This is a genomic window from Ochrobactrum sp. MYb379 (assembly GCF_037479515.1).
Taxonomy (GTDB): Bacteria; Pseudomonadota; Alphaproteobacteria; order Rhizobiales; family Rhizobiaceae; genus Brucella.
In genome coordinates this window covers 573,439-591,898 of record NZ_JBBGYW010000001.1, presented here as the reverse complement: position 1 = coordinate 591,898, position 18,460 = coordinate 573,439, and the positions used below count along the sequence as shown (strand labels likewise).

Here is an 18,460-nt window from a genome sequence, read left to right as displayed (position 1 = left end):
ACGAAAGTTCAGCTCTCGACCTTCTTGCCGTTCACAACGCGGTAGGTCGGCTTATACATCGTCACCAGCTCTTCAGCTGCTGTCGGATGCACGGCCATGGTGCGATCAAAGTCGTCTTTCGTTGCGTCGGCTTTCAGTGAAATACCCAGCAACTGTGCCATTTCACCTGCATCTGGCCCCATAATATGCGCGCCGACGACCTTACGGCTTTCAGCATCCACGATGAGCTTCATCAGCATCTTTTCATTGCGGCCCGAAAGCGTGTTCTTCATCGGGCGGAAAAGTGCGCGATAGATTTCCAGTTCAGGATATTTCTTGGCAGCTTCATCTTCTGGCAAGCCAACGGTGCCGATTTCAGGCTGCGAGAAAACTGCCGTAGCGATCAGGTCGTGATCAGGCTTGGTCGGATTGTTCTTGAAGGCTGTTTCTAGGAAGCACATGGCTTCATGAATCGCTACAGGTGTTAGCTGAACGCGGTTGATGACATCACCCACGGCCCAGATGTTTGAAACGCTTGTGCGCGAATAATCATCAACTTCGATCGCGCCAAGCGCGTCTGTTTTAACGCCAGCTTTTTCGAGACCAAGGCCTTTGGTGTTTGGCTTGCGGCCAATGGCCATCATCACCTGGCCGACATTCAGCGTTTCACCATTGGTCAGCGAAACTTTCAGCTCGCCATCAGCCTGTTTTTCAACCCTCTCGAACACCGCGCCGCAAATGATGCGGATACCTTTGGCTTCCATGGTTTCATGCAGCAGATGACGCAGATCATGATCGAAGCGCGACAGGATTTCCTTGCCGCGATAAACAATTGTGGTTTCAACGCCAAGACCATGGAAAATATTGGCAAACTCAACAGCAATATAGCCGCCGCCAGCGATCACGATGGCTTTTGGCAGTTCTTCAAGATGAAAGGCTTCATTTGAGGTGATGCAATATTCCGCGCCCGGTAAAGATTCGTGCACGCTGGCATGGCCACCGGTAGCAATCAGAATCTGATCCGCAGTTACGCGACGACCATCGGCTTTGAGTTCAATCGTGTGTGCGTCGATAAGCTCTGCACGGCTTGCAAAAATCTCGACCTTCGAATTTTCCAGACCCTTGCGATAAAGGCCTTCAAGCCGGTCAATTTCTTTGTCTTTGGCTTCAATAAGCTTGGTCCAGTCAAAGTTTGATTTGCCGACATCCCAGCCATAGCCAGCTGCATCTTCAAAATGCTCTGGAAATTGGGAGGCGTATACGAAAAGCTTTTTAGGAACACAGCCACGAATAACGCAGGTTCCGCCCATGCGATATTCCTCGGCCAGACCAACCTTTTTGCCCAGGGCACCGGCAAGTCGCCCTGCCCGTACACCGCCCGAGCCACCGCCGATAACAAAAAGATCATAATCATAACCGGCCATGGGACTCTCCATTCAAATCTGATGCGTGAGATATATGTAAGCAAAAGAAAAAGCCCGGCCAAGTCGCCGGGCTTTTAAATTCTACGTGATTGTTAGGAATTACTGCGCTGGCTGCTCAGGAGCAGCGGTAGCGCCAGCCTGTGCTGCGAGAACTTCTGCGACAGAGGTCGCCAGATCGCGCGCAATGCCGTTCTGCCAGATATTTGCAGCTTTCACGACTTCACGGGTTACGATTGGGCCTTCCGCAAGAAGCTTCTTGCCTGCATCAGATGTATAGAACGCAGCGATTGCCTTGAGTTCGTCTTCGCTGAACGCATTCGCATAAGCGCGAGCAGATTCGGTTTCGAGATCAGCGCGGCGTGCAGCCAAAGCAATAGCCTTGTCATCAACGGTCTTGGTGATGAGGGCTTCAAGGTTTGGATCCTTCTGGATCAGCTCACCCTTGAGAGCGCGTGCAGCGCTTGGCAGGATTTCGTCGAACTGTTCAGTTGCCTGAATCGAAGCGATTGCCGCGCGGGCAGCATCAAGATGCGATGCAGAAATTTCCTGCGCAGATGCCGCATGGATGCCTGACATCAGGACAAGTGCAGAAAACGGTGCAATCAGACGGCGGAAGCCAGTTGCCGGGATCATATGGTCGGTACTCCGTTCAAACAATTCGTGTCGGCCACTCAAGACCGGTTCATGGTTCGGATACCGTCAGCGCCAGCGATGATTGCGGCGCGTGCCAGTCCGATAAAAAGTCCGTGCTCAACAACACCCGGTATGGCGAAGAGAGCGTCAGAGAGAATCTTTGGATCGGGAATGCGGCCAAAAGATGCATCCACGATATAATGTCCACCATCCGTTACAAATGGTGCGCCATCTTTTAACCGCAGGACGAGCGGACCTGCAAGACCGCATTGCGATGCAGCGGCCTCAATACCGAGCAAAGTCGCTTTAAGGCCAAAGCGATTGACTTCGATTGGCAGAGGAAAACGGCCGAGTGTTTCAACGACTTTCGATCCGTCGGCAATAACGATCATCGAATCAGATGCAGTCGCTACTATTTTCTCGCGAAGCAAAGCACCGCCGCCGCCCTTGATAACCGAGAGGTTCGGATCAACTTCATCAGCGCCGTCAATGGTCAGATCAAGATGTGGCGTTTCTTCAAGCGTCGTCAGCGCAATACCAAGTTCCGCACAGAGTTCTGCGGTGCGCTCAGATGTTGGCACACCAATAACCTTAAAACCGCTCTTCACCTTTTCCGCCAGCAGACGCACAAATTCTTCTGCGGTAGAGCCAGTTCCAATTCCCAAACGCATTCCGTCTTTGACATGCGTGAGTGCCTCGGCAGCGGCGGCGATTTTCAGCTTGCGTGCTTCATCCATGCTAGAGTTCCTGAGTTTCCCGCGGATTCTTAATCCGCCTCCGGCAACGCCTCTAGCATGGGTGCGCAACGCAACAAAGCTCTCAATACAATTTATCGTTATTTTTGCGATGAACTCTTGTTTCAGCTTTGTCTTGAGAAGACACAAACTTGAGCCTATCTGAAAGATCAACTTGTGTGGTGGATTTGAAGTTCCTATCATTTGTATTGCATTCACGTTTAGGAACTTCAAATCCGTAAACCACACTAGATTCAAAAGTTACTAGTATGGCTTAGAACCCGAAATTCGCTCCGAGAACTGCTTCAAAGCGATACGAATTTCGGGTTCGCCATACTAGCAATGAGAAGATCAATTCCAGAAGGAAACATTATGTCCGCTGCCAATTCCAAACCAATCATTGTGTTCGATCTCGACGGAACGTTGGTTGAAACTGCACCGGACCTTCTGGATAGCTTAAATCATTGCCTGTCAATTTCCGGTTTGAAGACAGCAGATAATGACGCACTTCGCCGCTTTGTCGGTCAAGGTGGACGCGTCATGATTGAGCGTGCTTTTGCAGCGCAGCAAAAACAAGTCGATGATGTAAAGCTTGATGAACTCGTTGAAGAGTTTCGCGAGCATTATAGTGCGCATATGCCGGGTCATTCATCATTCTATCCGGGCGTGCTAGAAGCCATGGATCGCTTCACTGCTAATGGCTATACGCTGGCAGTTTGTACCAATAAGTTTGAAGCGCTGGCAGTAAAGCTGCTGAAGGCAATGGGTGAAGCGCATCGTTTCGCTGCCATTTGCGGCGCGGATACATTTGCATTCCGCAAGCCTGATCCTCGTCATTTGACGGAAACCATCGCTCTTGCATGCGGCAATCGCGATCTCGCTATTATGGTTGGTGATAGCCGTACTGATATTGATACGGCCAAGGCAGCAGGCATTCCTGTCGTGGCGGTCGATTTTGGCTATACTGACCTGCCAGTTCAGCATTATGAACCGAGCCGTGTGATCTCGCATTACGATGAGTTTACGCTCGAAATGGCGGATCAGCTTTTAGAAGCCGTTGCAGATAAAGTGTAAGGGAGTATTATTATGAAGAGAATACTTATGCTTACCGCTGTTTTCTCGACAACAATATCAGCATTTGCTTTTGCAAATGAACCGAGGCCAACTGGCCTACCCGGAGTGAAGCCGCAAACGCCGATTGTATCAGCGCCACCGCCTGCTCCCGAGCCTGATAATCAGCAAGGCGGAACGTGGAAAAACTTCCGTGTCGGAAATACTGATGTGTCGGTTTCCGGCAGTGTCACCGTCGACGTCGGTAGCGGCAACAGCCGCATTTCAGGACGCTGATCGTTCGAGAGCGCTCCAGACAGCAGGCAATTGTAGCGGTAAGTCGTCCGCAATAAGGCCATGGCCGAAGCGACGTGCAGCATCGGCATGCACCCAGACAGCAGCACATGCAGCTTCGAAAGCTGGCATTCCCTGTGAGAGCAATCCGCATATGATGCCAGCAAGCACATCCCCTGATCCGGCAGTCGCCAAGAGTGGCGTGCCATTAGCATTGATCGCGGCGCGCCCATCCGGTGCTGCGATGACTGTATCTGGTCCCTTATAAATCACCACAGCATTGGCACGGTTGGCTGCTTGGCGTGCCCTATCTGGCTTTGATGTTTCGTTATCGGCAGCGATATCAGGAAATAATCGCCGAAACTCGCCTTCATGCGGAGTAAGTACGAGCGCCGTATGAACACTGCGTTTCGCATTGAAAAGCTGGTCTCGCTTATCCTCGAAAGCGGTTATGCCGTCCGCATCAACTACCAATCCCTTTAAATGTTCTGCGCGATTATTGGCGGCTGACAGCAACATCAAAGCATGGTCACGGGCAAAAGCAGCGCTGCCATATCCCGGGCCGAGAACGCAGGCCGCAACCTTACGATCAATCAAAAACGCTTCGACATCTTTGATGCTGCGCGTCTCGCGCACCATTATGCTCGTCAGATGAGCCGCATTTGTTGCAACCGCGTCAGGTGGCGATAGAAGGGTAACCGCCCCTGCACCACTCCGTGCAGCAGCCATTGCGGAGAGCCGCGCTGCTCCGGTTGAATGTGCTGGGCCAGAAAAAACAACGGCGTGACCACGACTATATTTATGCGCGTTGATTGAAAGTGCGGGCAATTGCTTGCGCCAAAGTTCAGGCGCGTTTTCAAATGTATTTGGCGCAATCTTTTCGAGCACACTATCTAAAATGCCAATGTCTGCTACGTGCACCACACCGCAATACGCTCGCCCGGGCTGCAAAAGATGCCCAGGCTTTTTGCGAAAGAAGGTCACGGTTGCGCGTGCGTTGACGGCAGTACCAAGTACCTGCCCGTTTAAACCTGAAATCCCGCTCGGCAAATCGACTGAGAGAACTGGAACATCCGACGAATTGACGGTTTCAATAACACGCGCCTCAACGCCATCTACGCGACGCGACAGCCCCGCACCATAAAGTGCATCGACAATACCGACGAAATCTTCTGGCACCAACGCGCTTAAACGACGAACTTCGCCCTTATAAAAAAGCAGCGCGCGCATGGCATCGCTTCCTTGAGCTGGCTGTTTCGTGCCAAAACAGATGACATCGCGCCCAGCCTCGGCAAGAAATTGCGCCGCTACATAACCGTCACCGCCATTGTTTCCCGGTCCGCATAGAATTGCGATTGGTCCTTGTGCGGGAAACATATTCCGAGCCAACTCGGCAACGGCATGGCCAGCAGCAAGCATAAGAGAAAAACCATCACGCGTACCGCTATTAACTGTCATCGCATCTGCACGTGACATTTGCTCCGGCGTTAGCAGTTCAAACATGGCCGCTATTCTCCTCTACGATGAATGTGATTAATTACGCGGCAAATGACTTTGCGCAAGTCTGATGAAATTTACTGCATAATGTCTATTTTTTAATCACCGATAACGAGATCGAAACCGTATTAAAAATCTTTCACGCAGCGCAGCTTGTGCAGATGCTAATAATAATGCCAGTCTGCGGCAAAGAAGTTGAACTCTTGCAATTTTTAAAAATGCGCTAGCCTTACCTAAAGCCTATTTCCTAACGGCTTATATGCAGAAATTTGGGAAAAATCTCCCAAAACGGCGCTGGATTTAAAAAAGTCGACCAATAAAAATTGAGTTGGCACAGTTCATGCTTCTATTTCAGCGAAACGGGCACAATGTCCATTTCCGAACAAGAGCGGAGACAATTCTCTGATGAAAAAGATCGAAGCCATTATTAAACCTTTCAAACTCGATGAAGTGAAGGAAGCTCTTCAGGAAGTCGGTTTGCAGGGTATTACGGTCATTGAAGCCAAGGGTTTCGGCCGTCAGAAAGGCCATACTGAACTTTATCGCGGTGCGGAGTATGTCGTCGATTTTCTTCCCAAGGTGAAAGTCGAAGTCATCGTCGCCGACGAAACCGTTGATGGCGCTATTGAAGCTATTCGCAAAGCGGCCCAGACAGGCCGTATTGGCGACGGTAAGATTTTCGTTTCCAATATCGAAGAAGTTATTCGTATCCGTACCGGCGAATCCGGCGTGGACGCGATTTAACGAAATCAAACTGACGACCGAAGTCTATCGACCCAAGTCTACCGAACACCGCCGTGCAAACAGGATACCAAAATGACGACTGCCAATGACATTCTGAAACAGATCAAAGACAACGACGTCAAGTTTGTCGACCTCCGCTTCACAGACCCTAAGGGCAAGCTGCATCACGTCACGATGGATGTTGGCCTCGTCGACGAAGAAATGTTTGAAGACGGCGTTATGTTTGACGGCTCTTCGATTGGCGGCTGGAAGGCCATCAACGAATCCGACATGGTTCTGATGCCAGATCCAGAAACCGCGCACATTGATCCATTCTTCGCGCAGTCCACGCTGGTCATTCTCTGCGACATTCTTGATCCGATTTCGGGTGAAGCTTATGGCCGCGATCCACGCACGACTGCAAAGAAGGCCGAAGCCTACATGAAGTCGCTCAACATCGGCGACACCGTTTATGTTGGCCCCGAAGCTGAATTCTTCGTCTTCGATGATGTGAAGTTCAAGGTTGATCCATTCAACACCGGCTTCAAGCTCGACTCGACCGAACTGCCGTCGAACGACGATACCGATTACGAAACCGGCAATATGGGTCATCGTCCACGTGTTAAGGGTGGCTATTTCCCGGTTCCACCAGTGGACAGTCTTCAGGACATGCGCTCAGAAATGCTCACCGTTCTGACGGAAATGGGCATCACCGTTGAAAAGCATCACCACGAAGTCGCCTCTGCACAGCACGAACTGGGCACGAAATTCGACACGCTGGTACGCAATGCCGACAAGATGCAGATCCAGAAATATGTCGTGCATCAGGTTGCTAATGCCTATGGCAAAACCGCAACCTTCATGCCAAAGCCAATTTTCGGTGACAACGGCTCGGGTATGCATGTTCACTTCTCGATCTGGAAAGATGGCAAGCCAACTTTCGCTGGCAATGAATATGCTGGTCTGTCGGAAAACTGCCTGTTCTTCATCGGCGGCGTTATCAAGCACGCCAAGGCTGTGAACGCATTCACAAACCCATCGACCAACTCCTACAAGCGTCTGGTTCCGGGTTATGAAGCTCCAGTTCTGCTGGCTTACTCGGCTCGCAACCGTTCGGCTTCCTGCCGCATTCCTTTCGGCTCGTCGCCGAAGTCGAAGCGTCTTGAAGTTCGCTTCCCGGATCCATCAGCAAATCCATATCTCTGCTTCTCAGCGCTGCTGATGGCTGGTCTTGATGGCATCAAGAACAAGATCCATCCAGGTCAGGCAATGGACAAGGATCTTTACGATCTGCCTGCAAAGGAACTCAAGAAGATCCCGACTGTTTGCGGTTCGCTTCGTGAAGCCCTGCAGTCGCTCGACAAGGATCGCGAGTTCCTCAAGGCTGGCGGCGTGTTTGAAGACGATCAGATCGATAGCTTCATCGAACTCAAAATGGCTGAAGTGCTGCGTTATGAAACAACGCCGCATCCAGTCGAGTTCGACATGTACTACTCGGTTTAACCACTAGAGCAGGTCGGAAACGACCTGCATCGGTTAAGACAGTTACCGAGGGGAACGACGTGCAAAATGCACGCGAAAGAAAACCCGGCGAAAGCCGGGTTTTCTATTTCTATCAATCTATTATGCTTATTAGATGAATAATAACTAGAGCGCTTTGAGCACGCGATCTGCAACCAGCATTTCACCGTGACGCGTCTTGCGGCGCGCCTGTGCCTCAGCGTCTTCACCCCAATGCTCGACCGTCCAGTCTTCATCAAGATGTGCACGCTTCCAGCCGTCTTCAACAGAGATTTCGCCCTTAGCAATTGCAAGCGCGATCAACGATGAGCCAGTCAGCGTTGTCATGGTGTGGAGCGAAGCAAGCGCTATTGGATTTTTGAATTCGGTCAGATGAACACCGAAAGCTGAGATCGCTTCGCGAGACTGTTCGACATGCATCACGCCTTCGGCTAGCGCAAAACGAGCGCCAAGGCTCTCCGCCCAATCAATCAGCGGATCCCATTGCTCTGTCTGGCGAGCAACCAGTTCTTTCGGGCTTGCGGCGCGATAGCAGATCATATCCGTGCCTGCGAAACGCAGAATATCTTCAAACACAGCCTGCGGGTCTTGCGCAATGCCGTCGATTGCGGTGTTCACCAACCGTGTTGCAGGCATTTTGGAAGGGTCGATCACTTCTACCTGCGCACGAAATTCTTCGGCGATGATTTCAGCGGCTTGTGCTGTTGGTAAAAGCAAAACAGCACGCGCTGGCGTTTTAACCGGGCGACCGTCCAGATGCACGGTGAAACCACCCTCAGTTTCAGCGACTTCTGCCTTTTCATAAAAACGCTTTGGCAAAGGTGTGCGCATCAGTTCTTGTGAGCGCTTTACCGGGTCAGTTTGCGAGATTGGCATTTCGGCTTGGGGATCGCTCAGTGTGTCGCGCATATTATATGTCCAATTGTTGTCGGTCAGGATGCGAAGGCATCCATTTCATGCAAAATCGCATGGAGCTCTTCGGGCTTGTTCATAACATGATGGGCGCCTGCATCTTTCAGTGCGTCAGGCTTATGATAGCCCCACGAAACACCCGCGGCACGCGCACCCGCTGAACGGGCCATTTGCATATCGTAAATCGCATCGCCAATCACGATGGTTCGCTCTGGTTCTATCCCTATTTCAGCGCAGGATTCAAGCACCATAGCCGGATGCGGTTTGGACGGACAATCATCGGCCGTGCGTACGGTCACGAAATGATGGCCGATGCCATGACGTTCAAAAATCGAACGCACGCCACGCTGCGACTTGCCTGTGACTATGCCCAGTAACAGATCATCGCGACCGCCAAGTTCATTCAGAAGTGGCAGAATACCGTCATAAAGTGGCTCTGCAAAATCAGGGTTCTGACGATATTTTACAAAATTTTCTTTGTAACGCTGTGTTAGCCAATGCACCTGTTCATCAACTTCGCGACCAAGCAATTGTGCAATGGCAATCGGCAATGAAAGACCGATGATCGAATGGGTCTGCTCAATTTCCGGCGGCGTCAGTCCAGCATCTTCAAAACTTGCAGCCATACAATGATGGATAGTGTCGCCACTATCGACAAGCGTGCCGTCGCAATCAAAGAGAACGATTTTCATGAAGCTGCTCCGGCTTTTGCTGGTCGGTTGATAATAATGAGCCCAAGTCCGATCAGAGCCAGCGCTGCAAAGATTTTCCAGCCCATTTGCTCATTGAGCAGCAAGCCACTCAGCAGCACACCGAAAGCGGGTGTGAGAAATGCAAAGTTCGACAATTTGGAAACCGGATAGCGGCGAACCATCCAGAACCACAAAGGATATGTGACCGCAACTACGAACATTGACTGAAACAGAAATGACAAGACCGAAAGCATATCAGGCTCGCGGATTAACGGCCCACTCAGCGACATAAACGGCAAAGGCACCAGTGCGGCAACCGCCAACTGGTAGAGCAATATCTTTTCAGGGACAGCGAGTGCCAGCTTCGAGCGTTTGATAACAATCGTTGTCAAGCCCCATAACACGCCGGATATCAAAGCCAAGATATCACCATAGAGCGCGTAAGGTCCGGGTCTGCTGCTATTGTCAGCAAACACGATGACGACACCGAAGAATGCCACACACATGCCGATAAAGGCGCGCATCGACATGCGTTCGCCCAACAGAAAATGACTGCCAATTGCCACCCAAAACGGCATAACATTCATCAAAAGCGCGACGCGACCAACGCTGGTCAGTTCCATCGCCAAAAAGATCAGAACAAACTCAACACCGAACAAAAGCCCAGCCAGAATGCCGGGCTTTAATGTTCCGTCGCGCCTGAAAAGCGGAATGTGCTTCCAATAACACCAAAGGAAGACACAAAGTCCGCCCAACGCAGAGCGTCCGGCTGCCATAAGCATGGGATTAAAACCGCGATTGCCTATCTTGATGGCAACCTGATTAAGCCCCCATGTGAACATGATGAACATGACAAGCGCGATGGCTACCCCATCAAATGCAGCACGACCTTGAGTCGCCCCTCCCGCCATGCCTGACATTTTTAATCTTCCGTTTCAGTCTCGTCGAATCCAAGCAGGTTCCACGTTTGCACCATGTGCGGCGGCAGTGGTGCTGTGACGTCAATGATGCCGCCAGCCGGATTGGGAATACGGATACGGCGTGCATGCAAATGCAGCTTTCGCTGAATACCGCCGGGGAAATCCCAGTTGTCGTCACCTTCAAAATATTTCGGATCGCCAAGGATCGGATTACCAATATGGGCCGCATGAACGCGAAGCTGGTGGGTACGGCCGGTATATGGCTCCATCTCAAGCCATGTCAGGCTATTACCACTTTTTTCGATGATCCTATAATAAGATACTGCGTGATCAGAATCCGGCTCACCATGCTGGCAAACACGCATCTTGTCACCATCAGGTGTCTGCTCTTTCACAAGCCAGGTTGAAATTTTGTCTTCGCGCTTGCGCGGAACACCTTTCACCAGGGCCCAGTATGTCTTCTTGGTAGTGCGCTCGCGAAAAGAGGCCGTCAAAGCCTGCGCGGCACCGCGTGTTTTTGCAACAACAAGACAACCCGACGTATCGCGGTCGATACGATGAACCAGACGCGGCTTTTCACCACGCTTATTGCGCCATGCTTCCAGCATGCCATCAACATGGCGAACGAGGCCAGAACCGCCTTGCACTGCCAGACTGGCAGGCTTGTTGAAAACATAGACCTTCTCGTCCTCATAGATCAGCATCTGTTTGAGAACGTCACCGTCATCCTGACTGCGGATGGTGCGAGCCGTCATTGGACCAGTTGGTGTTTCTTCTACACCAATGGGCGGAATACGGACTGACTGGCCGGCTTGCAAGCGTGTGTCTGACTTTGCACGACCGCCATCAACGCGGACCTGCCCGGAACGCAGCAGCTTTTGCAGGTGACCGAAAGCCAATCCCGGCAAATGGACTTTAAACCAGCGATCGAGACGCATGCCCGCCTCGTCTGTAGCCACTATTTTTTGTTCAATGCCTGCCATGGAAAAACCCGATCGATACTTTTTTGGGGCACAAGCCTTGCGTGCCGCTCTTTTATGACTGTCAATAGACGTGCCAACGCCGGATTACTAGGCATAAAAGTATGTGCGATTGTCACAAAAGCGATCCACAATCTTCACGCTCGGTTACATCTGTTTTTAATTTATGGTCAACCTTGTCACCTATTCGCCACTTCTTGCCATCATTGCATATTGATAGAATAGGGCGACTGCACCATGTAGTCCTCTGAAATAGAACGAGCGGGAGTGCTAAGGTGTCATTGCTCAAAATCTACTGGCGTGCCATGGAATATCTTGCGGCGGAGAAAGCTGCAACGATCACCATGTGTATTGCAAGCGTATTGGTTGCCCTTGTCATGCTGGCCGAGCCGATCCTTTTCGGTCAGGTTATTCAGGCTATCTCCGATAAGGGCGATATTGTTACGCAGCTCGCCATGTGGGCAGCTCTTGGTGGGTTTAACATCATTGCAGCGGTTTTTGTGGCGCGTGGGGCTGACCGCCTCGCCCATCGTCGCCGTCTTGGCGTGATGATCGATTCCTATGAGCGCATCATCACCATGCCGTTGTCATGGCATCAGAAGCGCGGTACATCGAATGCTCTGCACACGCTGATCCGTGCAACTGACTCGCTCTTTACGCTCTGGCTCGAATTCATGCGCCAGCACCTGACCACTGTTGTGGCTCTCGTTGCGCTTGTTCCCGTCGCGATGACCATGGATATGCGCATGTCCATGGTGCTGATCGTACTCGGCGTCATTTATGTGATGATCGGCCAGCTCGTCATGCGCAAGACCAAAGACGGTCAGGCAGCGGTTGAAAAGCATCACCACAAGCTGTTTGAGCATGTGAGCGATACAATCAGCAACGTTTCCGTCGTGCAGAGCTATAACCGCATTTCTTCGGAAACAAAGTCGCTACGTGAATATGCTAAGAACCTCGAAAACGTGCAGTTTCCAGTTCTTAATTGGTGGGCGCTTGCCAGCGGTTTGAACCGCATGGCTTCGACACTATCGATGGTGATTGTGCTGCTGCTCGGTGCATATTTTGTGACCAAAGGTCAGATGCGCGTGGGTGATGTGATTGCCTTTATCGGCTTTGCACAGCTTATGATCGGTCGTCTTGACCAGATCAGCGCCTTTATCAACCAGACAGTAACAGCGCGTGCAAAGCTCGAAGAATTCTTCGAGATGGAAGATGCGACCGCTGAACGTCAGGAACCGCAGGGCGCGACAGACATTGAAAATGTTAAGGGCGATATTGTTTTCGACAATGTGACCTTCGAGTTCCCAAATTCGGGTCAGGGCGTCTATGACGTATCGTTTGAAGTAAAGCCCGGTCAGACTGTCGCTATTGTTGGCCCAACAGGTGCGGGCAAGACCACGCTGATCAATATTCTTCAGCGCGTATTTGATCCGGCAGCTGGTCGCATTCTGATCGATGGCACTGATACACGGACCATCAGCCGTCGTTCGCTGCGTCATGCTATTGCGACGGTGTTTCAGGATGCAGGCCTGTTCAACCGCTCGGTAGAAGAAAATATTCGCGTCGGTAATGAAGATGCTTCTTCCGACATGGTTCATGCTGCTGCCAAGGCTGCTGCCGCCCATGATTTCATTCTCGCCAAGGGCAATGGTTACGACACGGTTGTCGGTGAACGCGGTTCGCAGCTCTCTGGTGGTGAGCGTCAGCGTCTGGCGATTGCCCGCGCGATCCTGAAAGATTCGCCAATCCTCGTGCTTGACGAAGCGACCAGTGCGCTCGACGTTGAGACCGAAGAAAAGGTGAAGCAGGCTGTTGATGATCTGAGTCATAACCGCACGACCTTTATCATTGCGCACCGTTTGTCGACTGTCCGCTCTGCTGATATCGTCCTGTTCATGGACAAGGGGCATTTGGTCGAACGTGGTAGCTTCGATGAACTAGCTGCACGCGGTGGACGCTTCTCCGACCTGCTTCGCGCTGGCGGTCTGCAACTTGAAGACAAGTCTGCAAAAGCTGACGAAGAAGAAGTTGAGGAAAGCAATGTTATGCAGTTCCCGGTTAAGGGTTCGGTCGCTTAATCAAGCTCAAAACGCAAAGAAAAAGGCCCGCAACGGGCCTTTTTTTTATGTCATGGGAACTTCAAAGCTTAACCCATCATAGCCGGGTTCGACATGATCAGGCGTCTCACGCATGACCGTGTCGTAATCGAGCGGCACATGCATATGCGTCAGGATTGCGCGTTTCGGACCGAAAAACTCAATCCATTCCAGCGCCTGCTCCAGTGAGAAATGGCTTGGATGCGGACGATATTGCAGAGCGTCGATAATCAGCACATCCGCATGGCGGATATATTTATGGCTCTCATCAGGGAACGCACTGACATCGGTGCAGTAAACGACATTGCAAATACGGAAGCCGAGCGATTCAATATCGCCATGCACTTGGCTGAATGGCTCAAAGCGGATCGGTCCACCCGCACCAGTGATCGAGAATGGTGTTTCAGCCATAATATCATGCATAGACAAGATCGGCGGATAGTTCGATCCCGCGGGTGTCTCGAAACAATAGCCGAAAGCCTCGTAAAGACGGTTGCGCGTCAGACGGTTGGCGTAAACATCCATCAGTCGCTTGTTTTCAACGACATAGGTGCGCAAGTCATCAATGCCGTGAATATGGTCGGCATGAGGATGCGTGTAAACGGCAGCATCAAGCGAACGCACATTAGCATCGATCATCTGGGCGCGGAAATCCGGGCCTGTATCGATTACAACGACTGTATTGTTTCCAGCTTCATCAAACCGCTCGACGAGAAGAGAAGCACGGCGGCGCTTGTTCTTCGGATTTTGTGGATCGCAATTGCCCCAATCGCCGTTGATGCGCGGCGTTCCCGGGGATGAACCGCACCCGAGAATTGTAAACCGCAGGCAATTGCGAGGAGAACCCACGATCACTATCCCTCAATCGGCTTTGGCATTTTGGAGAAAAGCCGGAACACGTTTTCGCTGGTAATGTCCGCGATTTCATCGCGGCTTACGCCAATGGTTTCCGCCAGCACCGCTGCCGTGTGCTGCACGAATGATGGCTCGTTGCGCTGTCCACGATGCGGCATCGGCGCGAGATAAGGCGCATCAGTTTCTACCAGCAGACGATCACGAGGAACAATCTGGGCTATTTCGCGAATATCAGCAGAGTTCTTAAAGGTCAGAATGCCGGAGAACGACACATAACCGCCAAGCTCTACGCCCTTTTCAGCCAATGCTTTGCCTGATGAGAAGCAATGCAGGATGAAGGGAAATGCACCCTTAGCCATCTCAGCCTCCAGAATATCGACCATATCCTGATCAGCACTGCGCGCATGGATCACAAGCGGCAATTGTGTGCGGCGGGCAGCTTCGATATGCACGAGAAAGCCCTGACGCTGAGCTTCCTGCGGCGCATAATCATAATGATAATCAAGGCCCGCCTCGCCAATGGCGACGACTTTCGGGTGCTCTGCCAGCTTCACAAGATCGTCAGCGGTGACGTCGAGTTCTTCATGCGCATTGTTCGGATGGGTGCCAACCGAACAATAAACGCTTTCGTATTTCTCGGTGAGTGCGAGGATCGTATCGAACTTGCGCACACGCGTTGAAATCGTGACCATGCGTTTGATGTCAGCATCAAGCGCGCGTTGCACAATCGCATCGCGCTCTGGCTCGAAATCCGCAAAATCGAGATGGCAGTGACTATCGACAAGCATATTCGGCTCAGTTCTGCTCTTCTGGTTCCACATAGCGCGGGAAAACCGGCTGTGGCGCTGGCAGTTCTGCACCGCCAACAAGTGGATGCGCGCTCACGTCAGAAAACTGACGCTGATCTGCCGGAATTGCCAGAATATCGAGCAGCTTCTCTGCCGACTGCGGAATAAACGGCTGCACCATAATACCGACGCGACGGATCACTTCTGCCGTTACATAAAGCACCGTGCCCATGCGTTCCAGATCGGTCTTGCGCAGCGCCCAAGGCTCCTGCCCTGCAAAGTAACGGTTCGCTTCGGCCACAACGGCAAAAATGCTGCCAAGTGCGATATGCAATGCCTGATCGCCAACGGCCTTACGTGCGGTTTCCAGTGCTGCATCGGCCTGATCGAGAATGGCCTTGTCGGCATCCGAGAACGCGCCCGGAACTGGAACCTTGCCTTCACAGTTCTTTGCAATCATCGACAGAGAACGCTGTGCGAGATTGCCAAGATCATTGGCAAGATCAGCATTGGTGCGGTTGACGATGGCGTCGTGGCTGTAGCTGCCATCCTGACCGAACGGCACTTCGCGCATTAGGAAATAGCGCAGCTGATCCAGACCATAGCGCTCAACCAGTTCAAACGGATCAATGACGTTGCCGAGAGATTTCGACATTTTTTCACCGCGGTTGAACAGGAAGCCATGCGCAAACACGCGCTTTGGCAGCGGAATGCCTGCCGACATCAGGAATGCAGGCCAGTAAACCGCATGGAAACGCGAAATATCTTTACCGATGATATGTGCATCGGCTGGCCAGTAAGCCCATTTTTCGTCAGTCGTATCAGGGTAACCGAGCGCTGTGATGTAGTTGGTCAGCGCATCGACCCACACATACATGACGTGCTTTTCATCGCCGGGAACCGGAATGCCCCAGTCGAATGTCGTGCGCGAAATCGACAGATCCTTCAGGCCAGATTTTACGAAGCTAACGATTTCGTTGCGACGCTCTGCAGGCATGATAAAGCCGGGATTGTTTTCATAAAGCGCAAGCAACCTGTCGTGATAATCCGACAGGCGGAAGAAATAGCTTTCTTCTTCAACCCATTCGACAACTGTTCCCTGTGGACCATAGCGAAGATTGTCGGCACGGACTTCGGTTTCTTCTTCGCCGTAATAGGCTTCGTCGCGAACCGAATACCAGCCGGCATAACCGCCCTTATAAATGTCGCCACTGGCTGACATTGCCTGCCAGATTGCTTGGCTGGCCTTGTAATGACGCTCTTCTGAGGTACGGATATAATCGTCGTGTGAGCTGTTCAGAAACTCGCCCATGCGCTGGAAAGCAGCCGTATTGCGGTCTGCGAGTTCGCGGGGCGTGATGCCCTCCTTGCGCGCGCTCTGCAACATCTTGATGCCGTGTTCGTCCGAGCCGGTCAGGAAGTGAACATCCTTACCATCCAGACGCTGAAAACGCGCCATAGCATCGGTCGCAATCAACTCATAAGCATGACCGATATGCGGCTTGCCATTCGGGTAAGCAATCGCAGTGGTGATATAGAATTTTTCGCGGCTCATCTAAAATCCGGCTTCTTCAAGTGTGATGTTCAAAAAACGTTAGCGGTGACATAACGCAAGTCAGACGGCATGTCACGTAAGCGGAGGCACGCCAGATCGAAAAGCGCGATGCGTTTTTTCCAAAAGGATCATAACGGCCTGCTTGCGGTCGAGATTATAGGTCTCGGCATTGGTAATTTCGCGGGTCAACTCGCTCCAGTAGCGCGACCACTGATCGGCTTCACGCGTTTGCCCCGAATCTGCATAGCGACGCGCTTCATCTGCAATAAGGCTCATCAGATAATCGCGGAACAATTCATATTGAACTTCAGCCTCGCGACCATTGAGAACATTTGAAAGCGTCTGTGCTTTTGGTAGATCAAACGCCTGCCCCCGCAAGATAGCATCGACCGTATCCGAGATTTCCAGTCCACCATGCGCAACGAGCAGCAGCGCTTTGCGAACGCTGCCTTCTGCGCGCGTCAGCAGTGCTGGCGTGATGTTGCCCGCATCAAGGCCAACGCTTGGCCCGATATGCCTCAATGCATCGGTGAGTGGCTCATCCGTCAGCGGCTTGAACTGGATGCTCTGGCAGCGCGACCGGATGGTCGGCAGAAGTCTGCCTGACGAATGCGAGATCAGAATAAACATCGCGCGTGCTGGTGGTTCTTCCAGCGTCTTCAGCAGAGCATTGGCCGCATTGCGGTTCATGTCATCTGCCGGATCGACTATGACAATGCGCCATGCGCCGTCCGATGCCGTGCGTGTCAGAAAATGCGTGACGCGGCGAATTTCCTCGACCGGAATGCCGGTTTTGAACTTACCCGTCTTTTGGTCAAAAGGCCGGTTGATGTGCAGCACCGCTGGATGCATACCGCCTGCAATCTGTCGCCAGAGTGGCTTGCTGAAATCAGGTGTTTCAATGGTTTCAGGCGCAGATGCATGATCACCATGCGCAAGCATGTGACCTGCCAGATGGAAAGCTAGAGTTGCTTTGCCAATGCCCTGCTCACCCTCAAATAACAGCGCATGATGCATACGGCCTTCGCGATAAGCTTGTGCAAGAAACGAAGCTATTTCACTATGTCCTGTCATATAATCGCTGGCCGAAGGTTCTGGAACGCCTTCGATTGAATCATGGGCTTTTGGGACGTCGAGTTCTTCGATCATAGAAGTCCCCTTTTCTTCAAAATTTCATCAGTAACAGCAATAATATCAGCGGAAATAGCGTCTAGATCGCGATCAGCATTGATCACCTTGCAGCGATCAGGCTCAGCTTTGGCGATAGCGAGAAAAGCTTGGCGGCGTGCCTCATGTACCGCTATCGCTTCTTTCTCGAAACGATCTGCCACATCACTCCCGCGTCGCTTGTTCGCTCGCGACAGCCCCTTCTCGGCAGGAATATCGAGAATGATGGTGAGATCAGGCATGGCGCCATCAATCGCAATGCGTTCAATGGCTGACATATAGATGGCATCGAGATTACCAGTTACGCCCTGATAGGCGCGGCTCGAATCGATAAAGCGGTCGCAAAGCACGATACGATTATTGGCAAGCGCCGGACGGATCAGCTGATCAACATGATCGGCGCGGGCAGCAGCGAACAGCAATGCTTCCATCGCAGGGCCATAGCTTTCGGCATTGCCGCTCAGAATCACATGACGAACAGCTTCGGCACCCGCAGAACCACCCGGTTCGCGCGTTATCAGAGGATCAAGACCAAGAGTGCGCAGATGTTCTGCCAGCAAGGCTATCTGGGTCGATTTCCCAGCACCTTCCCCACCCTCGAATGTAATGAACAATCCGGTCAAGCTGACTTCCGCAA

At 51.9% G+C, this 18,460-nt stretch carries 18 protein-coding genes; 5 read left to right on the top strand and 13 right to left on the bottom strand.

Annotated elements, in window-relative coordinates; translation table 11 throughout:
• Nucleotides 1-8: 8 nt before the first annotated feature.
• From gor to rpiA, 3 genes are all read right to left on the bottom strand, one after another.
• On the bottom strand, nucleotides 9-1,403 hold the full coding sequence (gor, locus tag WH356_RS03055; protein WP_339508736.1) for a glutathione-disulfide reductase: 1,395 nt from the start codon (nucleotides 1,401-1,403) through the stop codon (nucleotides 9-11).
• 99 nt (nucleotides 1,404-1,502) lie between these two features.
• A complete protein-coding gene (locus WH356_RS03050; RefSeq protein WP_339508735.1) occupies nucleotides 1,503-2,036 on the bottom strand; it encodes a DUF2059 domain-containing protein in 534 nt (177 codons plus the stop codon).
• Between the two features lie 38 nt (nucleotides 2,037-2,074).
• Nucleotides 2,075-2,773 (bottom strand): ribose-5-phosphate isomerase RpiA, encoded by a 699-nt coding sequence (gene rpiA, locus WH356_RS03045; RefSeq protein ID WP_339508734.1) that lies wholly within the window; start codon nucleotides 2,771-2,773, stop codon nucleotides 2,075-2,077.
• Between the two features lie 369 nt (nucleotides 2,774-3,142).
• On the opposite strand from rpiA, the gene WH356_RS03040 reads away from it, so the two are divergent.
• Together WH356_RS03040 and WH356_RS03035 are read left to right on the top strand one after the other, a co-directional pair.
• Complete coding sequence (locus WH356_RS03040) at nucleotides 3,143-3,844, top strand: HAD family hydrolase (protein WP_339508733.1); 702 nt, start codon at nucleotides 3,143-3,145, stop codon at nucleotides 3,842-3,844.
• A 12-nt stretch (nucleotides 3,845-3,856) separates the two neighbouring features.
• On the top strand, nucleotides 3,857-4,117 hold the full coding sequence (locus WH356_RS03035; RefSeq protein WP_339508732.1) for a hypothetical protein: 261 nt from the start codon (nucleotides 3,857-3,859) through the stop codon (nucleotides 4,115-4,117).
• Here the strand turns inward: WH356_RS03035 and WH356_RS03030 are convergent.
• The gene (locus WH356_RS03030) at nucleotides 4,106-5,617 is read right to left on the bottom strand and encodes an NAD(P)H-hydrate dehydratase (RefSeq protein ID WP_339508731.1); all 1,512 of its coding nucleotides are present in this window, start codon (nucleotides 5,615-5,617) and stop codon (nucleotides 4,106-4,108) included. The two genes, WH356_RS03035 and WH356_RS03030, sit on opposite strands and share 12 nt — an antisense overlap.
• Before the next feature lie 399 nt (nucleotides 5,618-6,016).
• On the opposite strand from WH356_RS03030, the gene WH356_RS03025 reads away from it, so the two are divergent.
• Both WH356_RS03025 and glnA read left to right on the top strand, forming a co-directional pair.
• The gene (locus tag WH356_RS03025; RefSeq protein WP_007874909.1) at nucleotides 6,017-6,355 is read left to right on the top strand and encodes a P-II family nitrogen regulator; all 339 of its coding nucleotides are present in this window, start codon (nucleotides 6,017-6,019) and stop codon (nucleotides 6,353-6,355) included.
• Nucleotides 6,356-6,427: 72 nt separating this feature from the next.
• Nucleotides 6,428-7,837, top strand: a complete 1,410-nt coding sequence (gene glnA / locus WH356_RS03020) for a type I glutamate--ammonia ligase (protein ID WP_339508730.1) — start codon at nucleotides 6,428-6,430, stop codon at nucleotides 7,835-7,837.
• Nucleotides 7,838-7,981: 144 nt separating this feature from the next.
• Here glnA and WH356_RS03015 read toward each other — a convergent pair whose 3' ends face one another.
• Genes WH356_RS03015 through WH356_RS03000 form a run of 4 tightly spaced genes read right to left on the bottom strand, consistent with a single transcriptional unit; the run spans nucleotide 7,982 to nucleotide 11,362 of the window.
• The gene (locus tag WH356_RS03015; protein ID WP_339508729.1) at nucleotides 7,982-8,764 is read right to left on the bottom strand and encodes an ATP12 family chaperone protein; all 783 of its coding nucleotides are present in this window, start codon (nucleotides 8,762-8,764) and stop codon (nucleotides 7,982-7,984) included.
• Nucleotides 8,765-8,787: 23 nt separating this feature from the next.
• Entirely contained in the window at nucleotides 8,788-9,459 is a 672-nt protein-coding gene (locus WH356_RS03010; RefSeq protein WP_339508728.1) for an HAD-IA family hydrolase, read from the bottom strand.
• A complete protein-coding gene (locus tag WH356_RS03005) occupies nucleotides 9,456-10,379 on the bottom strand; it encodes a DMT family transporter (RefSeq protein WP_339508727.1) in 924 nt (307 codons plus the stop codon). Before WH356_RS03005 ends, WH356_RS03010 begins: the two co-directional genes overlap by 4 nt.
• A 2-nt stretch (nucleotides 10,380-10,381) precedes the next feature.
• Entirely contained in the window at nucleotides 10,382-11,362 is a 981-nt protein-coding gene (locus WH356_RS03000; RefSeq protein ID WP_339508726.1) for an RluA family pseudouridine synthase, read from the bottom strand.
• Between the two features lie 272 nt (nucleotides 11,363-11,634).
• Between WH356_RS03000 and WH356_RS02995 the strand changes: the two genes are divergently transcribed.
• The gene (locus WH356_RS02995) at nucleotides 11,635-13,440 is read left to right on the top strand and encodes a glucan ABC transporter ATP-binding protein/ permease (protein WP_339508725.1); all 1,806 of its coding nucleotides are present in this window, start codon (nucleotides 11,635-11,637) and stop codon (nucleotides 13,438-13,440) included.
• Nucleotides 13,441-13,485: 45 nt separating this feature from the next.
• Here WH356_RS02995 and WH356_RS02990 read toward each other — a convergent pair whose 3' ends face one another.
• From WH356_RS02990 to tmk, 5 genes are all read right to left on the bottom strand, one after another.
• Nucleotides 13,486-14,307 (bottom strand): MBL fold metallo-hydrolase, encoded by an 822-nt coding sequence (locus WH356_RS02990; RefSeq protein WP_339508724.1) that lies wholly within the window; start codon nucleotides 14,305-14,307, stop codon nucleotides 13,486-13,488.
• Between the two features lie 5 nt (nucleotides 14,308-14,312).
• On the bottom strand, nucleotides 14,313-15,101 hold the full coding sequence (locus WH356_RS02985; RefSeq protein ID WP_339508723.1) for a TatD family hydrolase: 789 nt from the start codon (nucleotides 15,099-15,101) through the stop codon (nucleotides 14,313-14,315).
• Nucleotides 15,102-15,108: 7 nt separating this feature from the next.
• The gene (metG, locus tag WH356_RS02980) at nucleotides 15,109-16,656 is read right to left on the bottom strand and encodes a methionine--tRNA ligase (protein ID WP_339508722.1); all 1,548 of its coding nucleotides are present in this window, start codon (nucleotides 16,654-16,656) and stop codon (nucleotides 15,109-15,111) included.
• Nucleotides 16,657-16,728: 72 nt separating this feature from the next.
• Nucleotides 16,729-17,805, bottom strand: coding sequence for a DNA polymerase III subunit delta' (locus WH356_RS02975; RefSeq protein ID WP_339508721.1), 1,077 nt, complete (start codon nucleotides 17,803-17,805; stop codon nucleotides 16,729-16,731).
• A complete protein-coding gene (gene tmk, locus WH356_RS02970) occupies nucleotides 17,802-18,446 on the bottom strand; it encodes a dTMP kinase (protein WP_339508720.1) in 645 nt (214 codons plus the stop codon). The genes WH356_RS02975 and tmk overlap by 4 nt, the downstream gene beginning before the upstream one ends.
• Between the last annotated feature and the right edge of the window lie 14 nt (nucleotides 18,447-18,460).